Origin of the sequence: Pseudomonas sp. S10E 269, from assembly GCF_002798465.1 — a bacterium.
Taxonomy (GTDB): Bacteria; Pseudomonadota; Gammaproteobacteria; order Pseudomonadales; family Pseudomonadaceae; genus Aquipseudomonas; species Aquipseudomonas pergaminensis.
In genome coordinates, this window is the sequence record NZ_PHIJ01000001.1 from 2,744,452 (window position 1) to 2,761,276 (window position 16,825).

Here is a 16,825-nt window from a genome sequence, read left to right on the forward strand (position 1 = left end):
CTTCGACTGACACTCCGTATTCGCGAGCAAACCCGCTCCCACACAAGCCCGCTCCGACAGGGAGAGAGCCGGTTACTTAGTAACGGTAAGCGTGCGGCTTGAACGGACCTTCAACGGTCACGCCGATGTAGTCGGCCTGGGTCTTGGTCAGTTGAGTCACGACGCCGCCGAAGCCGCGGACCATTTCCAGGGCCACTTCTTCGTCGAGTTTCTTCGGCAGAACTTCCACAGTCAGGCGCTCGGCTTTCTCAGCTGGCGACAGGTCGGCGTATTTCTGGCCGAACAGGAAGATCTGGGCCAGTACCTGGTTGGCGAACGAGCCATCCATGATGCGGCTCGGGTGGCCAGTAGCGTTGCCCAGGTTAACCAGGCGGCCTTCGGCCAGCAGGATCAGGTAGTCATCGTTCTGTGGGTCGAAATCACCCGCACCGGTACGGTGAACCTTGTGGACCTGTGGCTTCACTTCTTCCCATGCCCAGTTCTTGCGCATGAAAGCAGTGTCGATCTCGTTGTCGAAGTGACCGATGTTGCAGACCACGGCGCGCTTCTTCAGGGCTTTGAGCATGTTCGCGTCGCAAACATTCACGTTACCGGTGGTGGTGACGATCAGGTCGATCTTGCCCAGCAGGGCCTTGTCGATGCTGGCTTCGGTGCCGTCGTTCTGGCCGTTGATGAACGGCGAGACCACTTCGAAACCGTCCATGCAGGCTTGCATGGCGCAGATCGGGTCGACTTCGGAAACTTTCACGATCATGCCTTCCTGACGCAGGGACTGGGACGAACCCTTGCCCACGTCACCGTAGCCGATCACCAGCGCTTGCTTGCCCGACAGCAGGTGGTCGGTGCCGCGCTTGATGGCATCGTTCAGGCTGTGACGGCAGCCGTATTTGTTGTCGTTCTTGCTCTTGGTCACCGAGTCGTTGACGTTGATGGCCGGGATTTTCAGCTCGCCCTTGGCCAGCATGTCCAGCAGGCGGTGTACGCCGGTGGTGGTTTCTTCGGTCACACCGTGGACGCGGTCCAGGATCTGCGGGTACTTCTTGTGCAGCAGCTCGGTCAGGTCGCCGCCGTCGTCGAGGATCATGTTGGCATCCCAAGGCGCGCCATCTTTCAGGATGGTTTGCTCCAGGCACCACTCGTACTCTTCTTCGGTCTCGCCTTTCCAGGCAAATACCGCGATACCGGCAGCAGCGATGGCGGCAGCGGCCTGGTCTTGGGTCGAGAAGATGTTGCAGGACGACCAACGCACTTCGGCACCCAGGGCAACCAGGGTTTCGATCAGCACGGCGGTCTGGATGGTCATGTGGATGCAGCCGAGGATCTTCGCGCCCTTGAGCGGTTGCTCAGCGGCGTACTTGCGACGCAGACCCATCAGGGCCGGCATTTCGGATTCGGCGATAAAGGTTTCGCGACGGCCCCAGGCAGCGAGGGACATGTCGGCGACTTTGTAGTCGTTGAAATCTGCAGGCGTGATTACAGCGCTCATAGAGAGCCTCCATTCGTAGTGTGCGAATGGGCGCCGTTGTGCGTTTAGTATCAGGCCAGGTAAACCAGGCCGGACAACGCCCCATCCGAGCCTGACAGGTTGAACCTGCTGCAGCGCCCCTCGGACAGGTGGCGGGAGAACGGTATCAATTGAAGATGACCGTTTTGAAGCGGGGGCGATTATAGCCGTGTACGCGGCACATCCCAAGCCTTTCTGTCGGCCATATGAAGATCGCGCATGGGCTTGATAGGCAATGGCGCATAGAGCTTGGGGCCGGGCTCTGCCATGATGTTGACCATCATTTCGCAACATGCTTTGGAGTGACCATGAACTTCCACACCCGCAAATGGGTAAAACCCGAAGACCTCAACCCCAACGGCACCCTGTTCGGCGGCAGCCTGCTGCGCTGGATCGACGAAGAAGCGGCCATCTACGCCATCGTCCAGTTGGGCAACCAGCGCGTCGTGACCAAGTACATCTCCGAAATCAACTTTGTCAGCGCCTCGCGCCAGGGCGACATCATCGAACTGGGCATCACGGCCACCGAGTTCGGCCGCACCTCCATTACCCTGACGTGTGAAGTGCGCAACAAAATCACCCGCAAAAGCATCCTGACGGTAGAGAAAATGGTCTTCGTCAACCTTGGTGAAGATGGCCTGCCAGCACCTCATGGCCGCACCGAGATCAAGTACGTGAAAGACCAGTTCAAGGACGACAGTCTTCCCGAGTAACCCTGGCCCGGGTTGATTTGTTTTACCAAACCATTCCGGGTGGACCCATCCCAGGCTCTCGCGTCACTCAGGACTACATCCTGTAGAGAGAGCCGTGTATGAAAGTGTCCAGTTCTAATGCCAATTTTCAGTCTCAACAGTCTGAAGGTGTCGATAAAGATGTAAAGACCTCTCTGGTCAACAGCGTAGGCGAGCGCAAGGTGAGCCTTGTTCGCTTCAGCGATGGCCGGGTGGAAGTGACCCTGTCGCCGCCGCCGCTTGCACACTTGGTATTGAGTGGCGGTGGGGCGAAGGGGATTGCATTTCCGGGCATGGTCCGGGCGCTTGAAGACCACCAAGCATTGGGCGGCGTAAACGTAATTTCCGGCTCATCCGCAGGGGCGATCTCTGCTGCGTTGCTGGCCAGTGGCATGGATGCCAAGGCCTTTGAAAAGTTGTCGAACAGCGTCAACCTGCCTGAATTGCTGAACAGCAAAACCCCGTTGATTGCCAAGCTGCAGAATGCCAGTGCTGAAATTGGCAAATGGGCGGGACGCTTGCCTGGGCCGGCCGGCAACATTGCGCAATTACTGTTCACCCTCCTGCCGCGTCTGCAAACCGAAGCGCAACCTCTTGAAGACTTGATTGGCAGTGAAGCGCGCAAGTCGCTGCTGGCACAGATTGCAGGAACATCTCGGGAAAGCCGGCCAGCTGAAGTCATGAAGATTGCCGACCGGCTCAGTGCGGGGAAGGGGCCGACTTTTCGCGACATAGAGGTGTTGAGTCGCCACATTCCGGCGGTCAAGCAGCTCAATATCACGGGTACCGGCATGTTCGATGGCCGGCCGCAGTTGGTGGTCTTCAACACCAGCACCACCCCGGAGATGGACATTGTCCGGGCGGCTCATATTTCCGGCTCATTGCCTGGTCTGTTCAAAAGCCCGAAGGAGCAAGGCCACGCCTTTCAGGAGCATGCTGAGCAAACGGCATTTCAGGATGGTGGGCTGCTGGTCAATACACCCTCTTCTGCGGTGATTGATCCGTCTTTTCCAGAAAGCCCCCTGAGCAAGACCGAGTCGCTGGTCGTCAAGTTCGAATCCGATAACCCAAAGCCTGCAAAGGGAGGCAGCGTTGTGAGTGGCCTGGTCGATACCCTCATTGGTGTCTCGCATGCGGCCGCGGTGGGGTATCAGGAAGACAAGCTCATGGCCCAGGCGGACCAAACCGTCGTGTTACCGCTGAAGTCCGACAAGGGCGATTTTCGCGGCATGCTGGGCGGCACGGTTAATTTCACCATGACCGACGCTCAGAAAACGCATTTGCAGGCATCGGCGTGTACGGCGGTAGGCGCGCACCTGGAAAAGCGTGCCGAGCTCCGTGAGCGCTATCCATTTCAGTCATTGGACGACGCTGTATTGGCCATGGACGATGAAATGCTGGCGAGCGTCGAGAATGATCTGAAGAAAGATCCTGCCGCCAAGGATGTGCTGATGTTTCGCCAGAGCGCGCAGCAAGCCATGCAAGCGATGGATGTCGCCATTACCGAAGCTAATCAGGCCAGTGACAAACTGACGGTGACCCCCAAATTGGCGGCGGCGTTGCGTAACCTCGATGCACTGGCGCGGCGTCCCGAGCATTTCGAATGGTTTGAGCGGCGTCTCAATGCAGCCGGCAAGCCCAATTTTCAGCAACTCCTGCAAGTGATGAGCAAGCAGTCACCTGGCAACGCAGAGGCATTGTCGAAGGTTATGACGAGCGCGGTTGTGCAGATGAAAAGGCGCGATCTCGCGGTTAAATCCGAAAATTTCACGCGGGAAGTCATTTACCCGTCGCTTTATCGTCCGGGCCAGCCGGCAGCCAACGTCGAGTTGCTGCGAGGTGCGGCACGTGACTTGGCGGATGCCAAGACGCCACAGGCGTTCAACAACGTGCTCGACGGCATCGTCAAAGACTACCCGGCGCGCAATAAGCCCTGGAGTGCTCCGTTCAGCTCTACCACGGTGGAAGCGGCCAAGGCCTGGCGCATCCCGGTTTAGTTGCATGGTCACTGAACAGCCACCGTCGCGGCGTGTCGTAGCTACAGGCACCCCTCGGACTCTGGAACATCATGGCCACCAACGCAGACGGCAAGACCCCTAACCTGTCGCAGGAAGAGCAACAGGATGTCGACAAGAACCAGCCACCCCGCGCGGCGGTTTTGCATGAAATCATCCGCACCCAGGGCGATCAGGAACTGGAGCGCAGTGTCGCCGCCTTGTGGTGGTCGGCACTGGCCGCCGGGCTAACCATGGGGCTGTCGCTGATGGCGATGGGATTGCTCAACTCGCGCCTGCCGGAAGGCGAAGCCTTCAAGGTGATCGCCAGCTTTGGTTACTGCGCAGGCTTCCTCGCGGTGATCCTCGCGCGCCAGCAATTGTTCACCGAAAACACCCTGACCGCCGTGCTGCCGGTGATGAGTAAACCCACACTGGGCAATGCTGGAAGACTACTGCGGCTGTGGACAGTGGTGCTGGTGGGCAACCTGTGCGGCACCCTGCTGGTGGCGTATGTGATGCTGCACCTGCCGATCTTCGACACCAAGACTGACCTGGCCTTCCTCGAAATCGGGCGCAAGATCATGGAGAACGATGCCGGCCAGATGTTCGCCAAGGGCATTGTGTCCGGCTGGATGATCGCCACCATGGTGTGGATGATCCCCTCCATGGAAAGCGCCAAAATGTGGATCATCATCCTGATCACCTACCTGATGGCCCTGGGTGATTTCACCCATATCGTCGTCGGTTCGGCCGAGGTGTCGTACCTGGTGTTCGCCGGCGAATTGCCGTGGAAGGATTTCTGGCTGGTGTTCGCCGGGCCGACGCTGGCGGGCAACATCATTGGCGGCAGCTTTATCTTTGCGTTGATCAGCCATGCGCAGATTCGCAGCGAAAGCAAGGCACCTTCTGCTGTTCACTCCAATCAAGAAGGGCTTCAGCCTAGGGAAAAGAGGTGATATCGCCCCGCAAAGAATCCAGAACATTCTCTGCGGGGTATCTGGTTTAGAGCCTTCAGGCGTTGAACGGTGCGCTGGCGGGCTCGACCGCTGTTGTACTGTCAGGCGCCTTCAATTGACCCTCCCACCGGGCAATCACCAAGGGGGCCAACGCGTTGCCCAGTACATTCAAAGCTGTGACCGGCATATCCATCAGGCGATACACCCCTGCGATGATCGCCACGCCCTCCACGGGGAGCCCAGCTGTGGTCAAGGTCGCAGTAAGGATGATAAACATGAAGCCTGGTACGCCCGCTGCACCCTTCGAAGTCAACACCATGATCAATATCAGCATGCCCTGATCTGCCAGGCTCAAGTCGATGCCATACGCTTGGGCGATGAACAATGTGCCCAGGGCGGCAAACAGCGATGCACCATCCAGGTTGAACGAGTAGCCCAGCGGGATAACCATGCTGGTGATAGGGCGTGGCGCGCCATAGCGCTCCATCTTCTCGATCAGTTGAGGCATTACCGTTGCCGAGGCGGCGCTGCTATAGGCCAGTAGCAACTCACTGCGTATTTCTCGCACCAAGTGGAAAAAGCGCACGCCCGCCAGCCGTGCGACAGCGCCCAGTACGCACAATGCAAATAACAGCACCGCCACATATGTCGTGCCGATCAGCTTGGCCAATGGCAGCAAGGCATTGAGGCCATAGCTGGCGACAGTGACCGCGATCAGTCCGAAAATGCCAATCGGCGAGTAATGCATGACCAGGTGGGTGACTTTGAACATGGTGTCGGAGACGCCTTGCATCACACTGATCAACGGCGCTTTGCGCTCCTCCGGCAGCAGGGACAGCGCACAGCCGAACAGAATGGCGAAAAACAACACCGAGAGCAGCTTGCCCTGTGACATGGCCAGGACGATGTTATCCGGCACGATCGCCAGCAACGTTTGGCCCAGATTCTGCGTGGTGCCGTTGGCGACCAGCCCTGTGACCGGCGTCTGCAGCGTGCTGGCGAACTCGGCACCTGCGCCTGGCTCGACGACATTGGCAACCACCAGGCCGAACACGATTGCAATACTGGTGATCGTGAAGAAATAAACAAAGGTCTTTATACCGACGCGCCCCAGGGCGGCAGGATTGCCCATGCCGGCAATGCCGACCGTCATGCAAGCGAAGACCAAAGGTATGACGATCATTTTCATCAGCTTGATGAACAAGTCGCCTGCCGGTTGCAGCAGGTTGTCAATGAACCAGGACTTATGTTCAGGAAACTGGTTGAGCAGGATGCCGACAATTATCCCGGCCGCCAGGCCGATCATGATGCGGGTGACAAGGCTGGTTGGTTTTCTGATGGTCATGGGGGGTAGCCCTTTATTGTTGTCGTTGTCAGGGATTTACTGCGCGAACAGTCCTGCGTAGTCCTTGAAGCCTTTCACTTCGATGGGGTTGCCACTGGGGTCGAGAAAAAACAGGGTGCGTTGTTCGCCCGGCTCGCCGGCGAAGCGGATCACGGGCGGGATTTCGAAGGGCGTGCCCAGGTGGGTGAGACGTTCGGCCAGCACCGTCCACTCCTCAAGCGGCAGCACGACGCCAAGATGCGGCATCAAGACATGATGCTCACCTACCAGGCCGGTACGCGTGGTGGGAAAGGGCGTGCCCAGGTGCAGTGAAAGCTGGTTGCCGAAAAAATCGAAGTCGATCCAGGTCTCGCTGCTACGGCCTTCCGTGCAGCCCAAAACATCTCGATAAAAAATGCGCGCCTGGTTTAGGTCATAAACATGGTATGCAGCATGGAAAGGTCTGTTCATGGGGGATCTCCGGGTGGGGGAGCCCTCAAATTAAACAGACCGTATATCCGGGTAAAACGGATTCGCCTTGGTCTGAGCGAAAGGAAAACTTATGGATGTTCGATTCCTGAGAAGCCTGGTCGCCGTCATTGAAGCCGGCTCCATAGCTGCGGCCGCACGACGTGAAAACCGTACGGCGGCGGCGATTAGCCAACGGATCAAGGCGCTTGAGCGGACGCTGGGTTGCACGCTGCTTATGCGCTCGGCGCATGGTGCCTGTGCCTCGGACCAGTGCCTGCTGTTGTTACCAAAAATTCAGGCAGTCATTGAGCAGGCGCGCGAGTTGCAGGAGGACCTGAGCCAAGATGGTTTATCGGGAGAGATCAAGATCGGTGCTATTTCAACGGCATTGACCGGCGTCTTGCCAGAAGCGATCGAGCGAATGGCGCTGTCGGCACCGAGGCTGAGACTGAAGATCACACCAGGAGATTCCAGAAGCCTCTATGAACGATTGCTGACCCAAGAATTGGACGCGGTGATTCTTGTCAGACCACCGTTTCAGCCGCCCAAGGCGTTGACGGCGACTTTGTTGCGGGTCGAACCGTTGATTCTGATTGCGCCCACGGAGTGGGGAACGCGGACGTTGGAAGCATTGCTGCGTGAACAGTCACTGATCCGCTACGACGCTCGGTCCTGGGGTGGGCAGATTGCCCAGCGTTACCTGGAGGACCAGTCGTTTGATCCACAGGTGTTGTGCGAGTTGGATGCCTTGGAAACCATTGCCATACTCGTCGCCCAAGGCATGGGTGTATCACTGGTACCGCAGTGGGCGGGGATGTCATGCAGTGGCCTATCCGTCTTGCCGGTCGACGACGCGCCTCGCTATGCGCGGGACTTGGTTGTCATGCATAGCTCGACGCCGCGCCGCCCGGTGGCGATGCGGCATCTGCTTGAACACCTGTGCAGAGCGTCGATGGACAAACGTGTGGTGTAAGGCTTACTGCGGCTCGGCTACGCGTTTTACGACTCGACCAATGGTCAAGCCCTGCAACAGGATCGACGACAGCACCACAATGTAGGTGATGCTCAGCAGCAGGTCGCGTTCCGGACCCAGCGGCAAAGCCAGTGCCAGTGCCACCGAGACTCCGCCACGCAAACCGCCCCAAGTGAGGATGCGGATGGTGCCGCGCGGCACGGTGCGCCAGCGCCGTAGCAACAGAATCGCCGGGGCCACCGTCAACAGGCGTGACAACAGGATTGCCACGGCCAGCAGGCTGGCGGCGAATACATGCAGCCAGTTGAACGGCAACAGCAGCAGTTCCATGCCGATCAGGGCGAACAGCAGGGCGTTGAGCATGTCGTCGAGTAATTCCCAGAAGCCATCCAGGTAGCGACGGGTCATGTCATTCATCGCCAGCTTGCGGCCCAGGTTGCCGATGATCAGGCCGGCGACCACCATCGCAATCGGTGCCGAGACATGCAGTTCGGTGGCCATCGCCGAGCCGCCGATCACCAGGGCGAGGGTCAGCATCACTTCGATCTGGTGCTGCTCGATGCTCTTGATCATCAGGTAGACCAGGTAGCCAATCAGCCCGCCGAACACCACGCCGCCGATGGCTTCATGGGCGAATAGCATGGCGGTGGCGCCGAGGGTGGGCGTTTCACCCAATTGAGCGATACCCAGCAATACGGTGAAGACCACCACGGCGGTGCCATCGTTGAACAGCGATTCGCCGACGATAGTGGTTTTCAGCGGTTTCGAGGCATTGGCCGTACGCAATACACCCAGCACCGCAATCGGGTCGGTAGGCGAAATCAGCGCACCGAACAGCAGGCAGTAAAGGAAGCTCACATGCCAACCAAACAGGGCAAAGATGTAATACGCCAGGCTGCCGATCACCACGGTCGCGATCAATACGCCGAAGGTAGCCAGCAGGCCGATGGGCCAGCGGTAGCTGCGCAGGTCGTTCAGGTTCACGTGCAGGGCGCCGGCGAACAGCAGGAACGAGAGCATCCAGTTCATCAGCAAATCGCCGAAGTCGATCTGGCCGATCAGTTGCTGGATGCGTTCCTCCAAGCCTGGATAGCCGAGAAAGCTCAAGCCTTGCAGGATCAGTGAAAACACCAGGGCCGTGACCATCACGCCGATGGTGGGCGGCAGGCCGATAAAACGGAAATTCACATAGGTGAGCAGGGTGGTGAGGCAAATAAAAGCGGCGACAAGTTCAAGCATCCGGGGTCCTTGGAAGTTGGGTGGGACAGCGTTGATGGGGGATGGACCGCAGCAGCGCCGCGATGTTGCAGGGCTGAGGGCAAATCACCGATAGAACCTTTCCGGGGCTGGCGGCTCATAGCGATAGGTGCGGCTGTGCATATTTAGTGCTAAAACTCTAATTTCTGCCTCGAACTCAAATAACAATCTGAATAAGGAATCAGTGATGACGGTGGCCTTCTGGTGTGTGTTGATCGCAATTTTCCTGCCTTACCTGTGCACGGGGGTGGCCAAGTTCAGCGGTGGCAAGTTCGGCCCTCGGCAGAACCACGATCCTCGCGCGTTCCTGGATACCCTCGAAGGGTTTGCCAAACGCGCCCACAGTGCACAACTGAACAGTTTTGAAGTCACGCCGGCCTTTGCGGCTGCGGTGATTATCGCGCACTTGGCCGGCACGGCCGAATTGGTGACCATCAATGTGCTGGCCGTGCTGTTTATAACCAGCCGCCTGCTGTACATCATCTGCTACCTGGCGGACTGGGCGATGCTGCGTTCGCTGGTGTGGTTCGTGGGGATGGCGTTGATTGCGAGTTTCTTCTTCGTCTCGATCTGACGGGTTGATGAAGATCCCCTGTGGGAGCGGGCTTGCTCGCGAATACGTAGTGCCAGTCAGTACATAGGTGGCTGATACACCGCATTCGCGAGCAAGCCCGCTCCCACATTTTGGATTTTCAGCGTCCCTTAGTTCCCCGCAGGCGCATCCGGCACCTGGGGCAGCGCTGCACCCTTTGGCCACAACATCCAGATCTGCCCCTGCTGCTTCATATTCCCAGCCAGTTCACCCGCCGCATCGCCGGTGCCCCAGAACAAATCTGCACGCACTTCACCCGTGATCGCGCCACCGGTGTCCTGTGCCGCGACGGGCCGTGCGATTGGAGAACCGTCGGGCTTGGTGGTCGACAGCCACAACAGGCTGCCCAGCGGAATCACCTTGCGATCCACCGCCACGCTGTAGCCGGCGGTCAATGGCACGTTTAACGAGCCGCGCGGGCCTTCGTTACTGTCAGGCCGAGCGCTGAAGAACACATAGCTGGGGTTGCTCGCGAGCAGTTCCGGAATGCGCTGCGGGTGTGCTTTGGCCCAGGCGCTGATGGCGCCCATGGTCACGTCTTCTTTCTTCAACTCGCCTTGTTCCACCAGCCAGCGGCCGATCGGGCGGTAAGGGTAGCCGTTCTGGTCACCATAACCGACGCGCAGTTGGCGCCCACCCGCCAGTTGGATGCGGCCCGAGCCTTGGATCTGCAGGAATTGCAGGTCCATCGGGTCCGTCAGCCAGGCAATCGGTTTGGCCGTGGAGCCCTGGCCGTTGATGGCGCTGGCATCGTCGTAGGGCTTGAGCACGCGACCTTCAAGGCGACCGCGCAGGCGCTTGCCCTTGAGCTCGGGGTAGATGCTTTCGAGATTGACGATGATCAGGTCGTCCGGCACGCCGTACACCGGCACGTTGGCGGTGGCGGTCTTGGTCAGGCTGCCGGGGTAGACCGGCTCGTAGTAGCCGGTGATCAAGCCGTTGGGCGTGTTGTCGGCAGAGCGCAGGCCGAACACATCCAGACGCTCCTTGAGGAAGCCCCGCACCGCCGCAGCATTAGCGGGCACGGTCGCAGCGGCTGCGCACGTCGCACCCCAGATCGGGTCCGCCTTGAGGCGTTGGCAGGCGCTGCGCCAGGATTCAAAACCGGCCAGCAAGTCGCTGTCGGACACCGCCGGCAAGGCTTCCCATGGTGCATTCACATAGGTGGCAACGGCGTGGGGTTTGGACGTTTCATCTTTGGCTGTTTCTTTGCCCGCGTCGCAGCCGGCCAGCAGCGCGATCATCGGTAGAGCCCACGCCAGGCGGCGGCTCCAGGTTTTCAAAGTGACATTCATACAAACAATTCCTGAAGCGATTGCCCGCGCCGCAGCGCCTTGGGCAACCCTTATTATTAATAGGGCTATTGGTCTTTGCGGGCGGTGCGAGGATACTGGCCGCCGTTTTCCGTGACCTCGAAGCCACCATGACTTTTAAACGACTGACCGTTGTACTGCTGGCCTGCCTGACCCTGTCCGCCTGTGGCGGCGTTGATCCAAATTCGCCATTGGGCCAGCGCAAGGCGATCTTCAAACAGATGCTCAAGACCGGTGAAGACCTGGGCGGCATGCTGCGCGGGCGTATTCCATTCGACGGCGCGAAATTCGCCGAAGGCGCGGTCAAGCTGGATGCGTTGTCCCATGAACCGTGGAAACATTTTCCAAGCGTGCGTGAAGAAGATCACACCAGCGCCAAGGATGACGTGTGGCAGAAACAGGCGCAGTTCCAGCAACTGGCCCGCAACCTTGAAACGGCCACCGGTGAATTGGTGACCGCCAGCCAGGTGCAGCCTTACAAGGCCAGCAACCTGGGGCCGGCGGTGCAGAAAGTCGAAGATGCCTGCAGCGCCTGCCATAAACAGTTCCGGGACCACTGACCGGGTTTATTCGTCGAGTTCGTCGACAGCGTCCTGCAGTTCCTTGCGGGACTCGGCGAGCTTGTCCTTGCGTTTGTTGATCTTGTCCGCGTCACCTTTTTTCATGGCCTTGTCGAGGTCGGCCTGGCGGCGGCTGACCTCATGCTTGGCGTCGAGCACCTTGTTTTCCCGTTCTTTCTTCAGGGACGCGTCGGTGCAATTGGCGGTGACTTCGCTCAGGGCTTTTTCCAGGCCGGCTTGTTGGGCACTGTTGCCGTGGGCCTTGGCTTGTTCGATCTGGGTGCTGATGGCTTGGCGCTTGGCCGCGCAGCCAGTGAGCTGGGAGGCTTCTTCGGCAGCCAGCAGCGGCGTGGCCATGAAGCTTGCGACGGTCAGCAAGGCAAAGGGGGCTAGAAATTTCATAGGGTGCTCCAAAGTCGCAATCTGATGGTGGAGGGAACAGGTTCAAAAGCCGTCCACCCCCGCCACGCGTAATGTTTCAGCCATGGCCTGTACATGCGGGTCGCGAAAAAAAGCGCTCAATTGCGCCGCGCGGCCCGGGCCGATCCCATCGATGGCCAGCCAGGCCTGGGTGTCTCTGGCGACCAGCGTCTGCCAGTCGCCTTCCAGGTTGTTACGTGCCGCAGGCGGTACACCCAAGGCTTTCAGCCATTGTGCAAAAGGCCGTTGCCGCGCGCTGTGGAGGCCTTCGAGCACTCGTGCGCGGCTGCGATCACCGAAGCCGTCAATGTTAGCAAGCTCTGCCGCATCCAGGGTCAACCAATCGAGAAAGCCTGCGATTAGACCGGCCTGGATCAATACGTTCCAGGTCTCGCGGCCGATATATGGCAAGGCCAGGCCCTGGTTGCCGCTCAGCCAGGTCAGGCGTGCCAGCAACTGCTCCTCGCAACCGGGGTCCAGTTGCCAGCAGCTCAAGGCGTGGAATCTAGCCGGGTTGGGCACTGGCAAGTCCGCCCGGGTGGGGCTGCGCAGGACGACCTCGTCCAGCCGAGGAATAACCTGGCCCGCCAGGCTGATGGAAACCTGGTCGCCCGCGCGGATATCGAGTGCCTGCCAGCGTTTCAATGAGCCAGCGCTCACCCGGCTGATCTGCCGGTCATCCAACCGTACCGGCTCCAATTCCAGCATGGGCGTGATGCGCCCGGTGCGGCCAATCTTGAACTGCACGTTGCGCACCCATGCCAAGGCCTTGGTCACCGGGTACTTCCAGGCGGCTGACCAATAGGGGGCGCTGGCTTGCCAACGCTTGGCAGGTGCGTGTTGTGCCTGGTGCAGCACCACGCCATCGCTGGCAAACGGCAGGGGGTGGTTGTACCAATAGGCGCGCCAGTGCGCGGCTTCGCTGATGTCGCGGATGGGCTGGCTGTAGCGCCGGCTATCGATGAAACCCCAGCGTGCCAGGATGGCCAGGCGTTCGGTAAACGCTGCCGGGCCTTCCGGCCAGGCCCAAACGAACAAGCCAATGCCAGCGGCGTCGGTGTCGCTCAAATGTTTGCGGTTCATCAACCCGGCCACCTTACTGCGAGCGTTGAGCCCGCCGCTTGCTGACTGCACGTGGTCATCGAGACGCCAATAGAGCTCGCCTTGCAGCACCAGGTCGATGGGCTTGGGCAACTGCTGGACAATGCCGGGAATCTTGCGCGCAGAGGCGGACCAGTCGTGGCCTGCTGTTCCATCGCCTCGGCTGATGACCTGTTTCAAGCGCCCCTGTCGATACACCAGGGTCACTGCAACACCATCGACCTTGGGTTGAATCCAGACATCCTGGCGCGTACTTAACCAGGCGTCGACGGCCTGCTCGTCCAGCAGCTTCTCCAGGCCAGTGTGGGCAACGGGATGAGACAGGGTTCCGCGTGAACTCGCCAGTGGGTTGGCAGGCGCCGCAGCCGTTTCCGGGAAACACTGGTGCCAATGGGTCAAGCGCTGGCGCGCCTGGTCGTAGAGTTCATCGTTGACGGGGGACTGGCCAAGCCGGTGGTAACTGTCATCCCACTGGCGGATCTGCTCGGCCAGGGCGCCCACCTGTGAACGGGCTGCATCGGGGCACTCTTCGGCCCACACCCAGAGAGGTAATGCGATGAGTAAAAGGGCAACCAGTAAATGCATCATGAGCATCCTTGCTCGGAAGGGGCGCCCAGCCTAAATGATCCACTCGGCCACAAAAAAGCCCCGACAAGGCGGGGCTTTTTACTGGGTGTTTCTATTTACTTGAACAGACCGCCCAGGGCTTTCACAGCGTCCGGCTTATCGGCCTTGGCTTCCTGCGTTTGCTGCTTGGCGTCGGCTTTGGCCTGGGCTTCGGAAAGTTTGTTGCAACCTTTGTTGATCTGGTCCTGGGCCGCTTTAAAGGCCTTCACTTTCAAGGTGTCCTTCTGGGCCTCGGCCGCATCGATCTTGGCTTGCAGGTCGTTGGCTTGCTTCTGGCAGTCGCCGGAGTTGCCGCCACCCAGTTGGGCGCCCAGGGCACCACTCAGCGCGCTCAGGTCGGCGGCATTTACCGGCAAGGCGAACAGGCTAAGCAGCAGGGCAGTGGGGGCGAGCGTGGAAATGCGCATGAAAAACCTCAATGTTCGATTGCCCGCACACGTGTGAATCCCGGGCTGGCGCAGGGCAATATCCAAATAAGGTGAAGGGCCCGAGAGGGCGCGGATTCTAGAGGGCCATCATTGGGCCTGCAAGCTTTGGATCCAAAAAGTGTGAAGGTTGTCGCGCCATTTGCGTGGCAATAAAAAGCCCCGCCGGATGCGCCCGGCAGGGCTTTTGTGGACCGAATGCGATTACAGGCCGGCGGCAGTGCGCAGGTCGTTGGCGCGGTCGGTTTTTTCCCAGGTAAAGGTGGTGAAGGTGTCGTCGCCGACTGTCTTCTGCGCAGGGGTACGACCAAAGTGGCCGTAGGCTGCGGTTTCCTGGTACATCGGGTGCAGCAGGTCGAGCATGGTGGTGATCGCGTAAGGTCGCAGGTCGAAGATCTCACGCACCAGCTTCACAATCTTGTCATCGCTGATCTTGCCGGTGCCGAAGGTATTCAGCGAGATCGACGTAGGCTGGGCCACACCGATGGCGTAGGACACCTGGATCTCGCAGCGCTCGGCCAAGCCGGCGGCGACGATGTTCTTGGCCACGTAACGACCCGCGTAGGCCGCCGAGCGGTCAACCTTGGATGGGTCCTTGCCCGAAAACGCACCACCGCCGTGACGGGCCATGCCGCCGTAGCTGTCGACGATAATCTTGCGACCGGTCAGGCCGCAGTCACCCACCGGGCCACCGATGATGAACTGGCCAGTCGGGTTGATGTGGAACTGGGTGTCCTTGCTCAGCAGTTCAGCCGGCAGCACATGCTTGACGATCAGCTCCATCACGCCTTCGCGCAGGTCGGCGTAGGAGACGTCCGGGTTGTGCTGGGTCGACAGCACGACAGCGTCGATCCCGACGACTTTGCCGCCTTCGTAACGGCAGGTCACCTGGGACTTGGCGTCCGGACGCAGCCACGGCAGCAGGCCGTTTTTACGGGCTTCGGCCTGGCGTTGTACAAGTTGGTGCGAGAAGGTGATCGGTGCTGGCATCAGCACGTCGGTCTCGTTGCTGGCGTAGCCGAACATCAGGCCCTGGTCGCCGGCGCCCTGGTCTTCTGGCTTGGCGCGGTCAACACCCTGGTTGATGTCCGGGGACTGCTTGCCGATGATGTTCATCACGCCGCAGGTCGCGCCGTCGAAGCCGACGTCGGAGCTGGTGTAGCCGATGTCGGTGATCACGTCACGAACGATCTGCTCCAGGTCAACCCAGGCGGTGGTGGTTACTTCGCCAGCGATGATCGCTACACCGGTTTTCACCAGAGTCTCGCACGCCACACGGGCGAACTTGTCTTCAGCAATGATGGCGTCCAGCACCGCATCAGAAATCTGGTCGGCGATTTTGTCCGGATGCCCTTCAGACACGGACTCGGAGGTGAAAAGGGAGTATTCGCTCATCTCGATGTTTTCCTGATATTTACCGATGGTGAGTGTCGCCAGCCGGCCGCTGAAAATGGCGGACCTGGATCTGGAAACCATTACGTAAACCTACATAGAGGCTTTCCCCGGGAACGAGTCCCGCAGCGGTGGCCCAACGGGCCAGATCGTCCTGTTCAAAACCCAACCAGAGATCACCGCAGGCCTCCCTGGCCCAATTCTGGTTGTGGCTGCATAAATCCGTAACCAGCAGGCTACCGCCGGGGTGCAGCAGCCCGGCCATTTGCTTGAGGGCGTCGGCGGGGGCGGCGAAATGGTGCAGCACCATATTCAACACCACGCAGTCGGCCTTGATCGTCGTGCTATTCAGTGCGTCCGCCAACTGCAGGCTGACATTGTCCAGCGCTTCGCGTTCGCACAGCTGGCGCGCCAGTTCGAGCATCGCCGGGCTGTTGTCCAGGGCGGTGACCTGCTGGAAGCGCCGCGCCAGCTCGGGCAAGAAACCGCCATCGCCCGGGCCGACTTCCAGTGCCGTGGCTTCCTCTCTGAAGCTCAACTTGTCCAGCAGCGCCAGTACGCTGTCGCGGTACTGGGGCAAGCCGGCGATCAGGTCCTGCTGCGCACGAAACTTCTCTGCAACCCGTGCGAAAAAGTCCTGGCTCGCGGCAGCGCGTTGCCCATGCACCAGGCCGATGCGCGACTGCACGTCGCCCGGCAGGCTCAGGTTGTCCACTTCTTCGAGCAGGGCGGCGTGCAGCTTGCCGCCGAGCAGTTCGGTGTGGGGCAGGGCGCGGCGGTAGAAAATCGCATTGCCTTCGCGGCGGGTGGCCACCAGGTCAGCCTGTGCCAGTACCTTCAAGTGGTGGCTCATGCCGGACTGGCCGATGGCAAAGATCTGTGCCAGCTCCAGTACGCCGAAGGAATCGTTGGCCAGTGCGCGCAATACGTTCAGGCGCAACGGATCGCCAGCGGCCTTGCACAAGGCTGCCAGTTCATCGCCGTCGTCGGGGCGCAGTGAGGGCACGGGTAGGTTCATAAGGCCAGCAGTCTAGTGATGGGTGGAAATACCCGCAAGGCCAATATCAAAAAGTTTTGATATTGAACGATAAGTGGCGGTTATAAGCAGCCGCTATAACCTCTAGACGAACCCGTTAACCGTTTCTGCAGGCGATTGCCGCCCAAAGCACAGGAAAAACACCT

General features: G+C 59.7%; 16 protein-coding genes and 1 riboswitch. Of the genes, 6 read left to right on the top strand and 10 right to left on the bottom strand.

Annotation, left to right across the window (positions count from 1 at the left end):
* Positions 1-76: 76 nt before the first annotated feature.
* Positions 77-1,486, bottom strand: a complete 1,410-nt coding sequence (gene ahcY / locus CWC48_RS12705) for an adenosylhomocysteinase (protein ID WP_078050529.1) — start codon at positions 1,484-1,486, stop codon at positions 77-79.
* 21 nt (positions 1,487-1,507) lie between these two features.
* A riboswitch (S-adenosyl-L-homocysteine riboswitch) is annotated at positions 1,508-1,614 on the bottom strand.
* 198 nt (positions 1,615-1,812) lie between these two features.
* Between ahcY and CWC48_RS12710 the strand changes: the two genes are divergently transcribed.
* From CWC48_RS12710 to CWC48_RS12720, 3 genes are all read left to right on the top strand, one after another.
* Complete coding sequence (locus tag CWC48_RS12710) at positions 1,813-2,217, top strand: acyl-CoA thioesterase (RefSeq protein WP_003194988.1); 405 nt, start codon at positions 1,813-1,815, stop codon at positions 2,215-2,217.
* 98 nt (positions 2,218-2,315) lie between these two features.
* Entirely contained in the window at positions 2,316-4,232 is a 1,917-nt protein-coding gene (locus tag CWC48_RS12715) for a patatin-like phospholipase family protein (RefSeq protein ID WP_100491965.1), read from the top strand.
* Between the two features lie 71 nt (positions 4,233-4,303).
* Complete coding sequence (locus tag CWC48_RS12720) at positions 4,304-5,188, top strand: formate/nitrite transporter family protein (protein ID WP_100491966.1); 885 nt, start codon at positions 4,304-4,306, stop codon at positions 5,186-5,188.
* Between the two features lie 55 nt (positions 5,189-5,243).
* On the opposite strand, the gene CWC48_RS12725 is transcribed toward CWC48_RS12720, so the two are convergent.
* Positions 5,244-6,533 (bottom strand): cation:dicarboxylate symporter family transporter, encoded by a 1,290-nt coding sequence (locus tag CWC48_RS12725; protein ID WP_256581643.1) that lies wholly within the window; start codon positions 6,531-6,533, stop codon positions 5,244-5,246.
* 36 nt (positions 6,534-6,569) lie between these two features.
* On the bottom strand, positions 6,570-6,983 hold the full coding sequence (locus CWC48_RS12730; RefSeq protein WP_028618267.1) for a VOC family protein: 414 nt from the start codon (positions 6,981-6,983) through the stop codon (positions 6,570-6,572).
* A gap of 91 nt (positions 6,984-7,074) precedes the next feature.
* Between CWC48_RS12730 and CWC48_RS12735 the strand changes: the two genes are divergently transcribed.
* Positions 7,075-7,956 carry a LysR substrate-binding domain-containing protein gene (locus CWC48_RS12735; RefSeq protein WP_068937835.1) on the top strand — a complete coding sequence of 294 codons (882 nt, stop codon included), beginning with the start codon at positions 7,075-7,077 and terminating at the stop codon, positions 7,954-7,956.
* Positions 7,957-7,959: 3 nt separating this feature from the next.
* On the opposite strand, the gene CWC48_RS12740 is transcribed toward CWC48_RS12735, so the two are convergent.
* Positions 7,960-9,195, bottom strand: a complete 1,236-nt coding sequence (locus CWC48_RS12740; RefSeq protein WP_100491967.1) for a sodium:proton antiporter — start codon at positions 9,193-9,195, stop codon at positions 7,960-7,962.
* A 205-nt stretch (positions 9,196-9,400) separates the two neighbouring features.
* Between CWC48_RS12740 and CWC48_RS12745 the strand changes: the two genes are divergently transcribed.
* On the top strand, positions 9,401-9,787 hold the full coding sequence (locus tag CWC48_RS12745) for an MAPEG family protein (RefSeq protein WP_010207167.1): 387 nt from the start codon (positions 9,401-9,403) through the stop codon (positions 9,785-9,787).
* Positions 9,788-9,915: 128 nt separating this feature from the next.
* Here the strand turns inward: CWC48_RS12745 and CWC48_RS12750 are convergent, their stop codons facing one another.
* Positions 9,916-11,100, bottom strand: coding sequence for a murein transglycosylase A (locus CWC48_RS12750; RefSeq protein WP_078050525.1), 1,185 nt, complete (start codon positions 11,098-11,100; stop codon positions 9,916-9,918).
* 128 nt (positions 11,101-11,228) lie between these two features.
* Here CWC48_RS12750 and CWC48_RS12755 point away from each other — a divergent pair, with 128 nt between their 5' ends.
* Complete coding sequence (locus CWC48_RS12755; RefSeq protein ID WP_078050524.1) at positions 11,229-11,678, top strand: cytochrome c; 450 nt, start codon at positions 11,229-11,231, stop codon at positions 11,676-11,678.
* 6 nt (positions 11,679-11,684) lie between these two features.
* Here CWC48_RS12755 and CWC48_RS12760 read toward each other — a convergent pair whose 3' ends face one another.
* The 5 genes from CWC48_RS12760 to CWC48_RS12780 all read right to left on the bottom strand — a co-directional run bounded on the left by CWC48_RS12760 (position 11,685) and on the right by CWC48_RS12780 (position 16,661).
* Positions 11,685-12,080, bottom strand: a complete 396-nt coding sequence (locus CWC48_RS12760; protein ID WP_078050523.1) for a DUF1090 domain-containing protein — start codon at positions 12,078-12,080, stop codon at positions 11,685-11,687.
* 42 nt (positions 12,081-12,122) lie between these two features.
* On the bottom strand, positions 12,123-13,787 hold the full coding sequence (ligB, locus tag CWC48_RS12765; protein WP_100491968.1) for an NAD-dependent DNA ligase LigB: 1,665 nt from the start codon (positions 13,785-13,787) through the stop codon (positions 12,123-12,125).
* Positions 13,788-13,882: 95 nt separating this feature from the next.
* Positions 13,883-14,233 (bottom strand): hypothetical protein, encoded by a 351-nt coding sequence (locus CWC48_RS12770; protein WP_100491969.1) that lies wholly within the window; start codon positions 14,231-14,233, stop codon positions 13,883-13,885.
* Positions 14,234-14,455: 222 nt separating this feature from the next.
* The gene (metK, locus tag CWC48_RS12775) at positions 14,456-15,646 is read right to left on the bottom strand and encodes a methionine adenosyltransferase (RefSeq protein ID WP_034109862.1); all 1,191 of its coding nucleotides are present in this window, start codon (positions 15,644-15,646) and stop codon (positions 14,456-14,458) included.
* A 19-nt stretch (positions 15,647-15,665) separates the two neighbouring features.
* On the bottom strand, positions 15,666-16,661 hold the full coding sequence (locus tag CWC48_RS12780) for a metalloregulator ArsR/SmtB family transcription factor (protein WP_100491970.1): 996 nt from the start codon (positions 16,659-16,661) through the stop codon (positions 15,666-15,668).
* Positions 16,662-16,825 lie beyond the last annotated feature (164 nt).

Coding starts and splice junctions, on each gene's coding strand:
- ahcY (WP_078050529.1), bottom strand. CDS start 1,486: ATGAGCGCTGTAATCACGCCTGCAGATTTCAACGACTACAAAGTCGCC.
- CWC48_RS12710 (WP_003194988.1), top strand. CDS start 1,813: ATGAACTTCCACACCCGCAAATGGGTAAAACCCGAAGACCTCAACCCC.
- CWC48_RS12715 (WP_100491965.1), top strand. CDS start 2,316: ATGAAAGTGTCCAGTTCTAATGCCAATTTTCAGTCTCAACAGTCTGAA.
- CWC48_RS12720 (WP_100491966.1), top strand. CDS start 4,304: ATGGCCACCAACGCAGACGGCAAGACCCCTAACCTGTCGCAGGAAGAG.
- CWC48_RS12725 (WP_256581643.1), bottom strand. CDS start 6,533: ATGACCATCAGAAAACCAACCAGCCTTGTCACCCGCATCATGATCGGC.
- CWC48_RS12730 (WP_028618267.1), bottom strand. CDS start 6,983: ATGAACAGACCTTTCCATGCTGCATACCATGTTTATGACCTAAACCAG.
- CWC48_RS12735 (WP_068937835.1), top strand. CDS start 7,075: ATGGATGTTCGATTCCTGAGAAGCCTGGTCGCCGTCATTGAAGCCGGC.
- CWC48_RS12740 (WP_100491967.1), bottom strand. CDS start 9,195: ATGCTTGAACTTGTCGCCGCTTTTATTTGCCTCACCACCCTGCTCACC.
- CWC48_RS12745 (WP_010207167.1), top strand. CDS start 9,401: ATGACGGTGGCCTTCTGGTGTGTGTTGATCGCAATTTTCCTGCCTTAC.
- CWC48_RS12750 (WP_078050525.1), bottom strand. CDS start 11,100: ATGAATGTCACTTTGAAAACCTGGAGCCGCCGCCTGGCGTGGGCTCTA.
- CWC48_RS12755 (WP_078050524.1), top strand. CDS start 11,229: ATGACTTTTAAACGACTGACCGTTGTACTGCTGGCCTGCCTGACCCTG.
- CWC48_RS12760 (WP_078050523.1), bottom strand. CDS start 12,080: ATGAAATTTCTAGCCCCCTTTGCCTTGCTGACCGTCGCAAGCTTCATG.
- ligB (WP_100491968.1), bottom strand. CDS start 13,787: ATGATGCATTTACTGGTTGCCCTTTTACTCATCGCATTACCTCTCTGG.
- CWC48_RS12770 (WP_100491969.1), bottom strand. CDS start 14,233: ATGCGCATTTCCACGCTCGCCCCCACTGCCCTGCTGCTTAGCCTGTTC.
- metK (WP_034109862.1), bottom strand. CDS start 15,646: ATGAGCGAATACTCCCTTTTCACCTCCGAGTCCGTGTCTGAAGGGCAT.
- CWC48_RS12780 (WP_100491970.1), bottom strand. CDS start 16,661: ATGAACCTACCCGTGCCCTCACTGCGCCCCGACGACGGCGATGAACTG.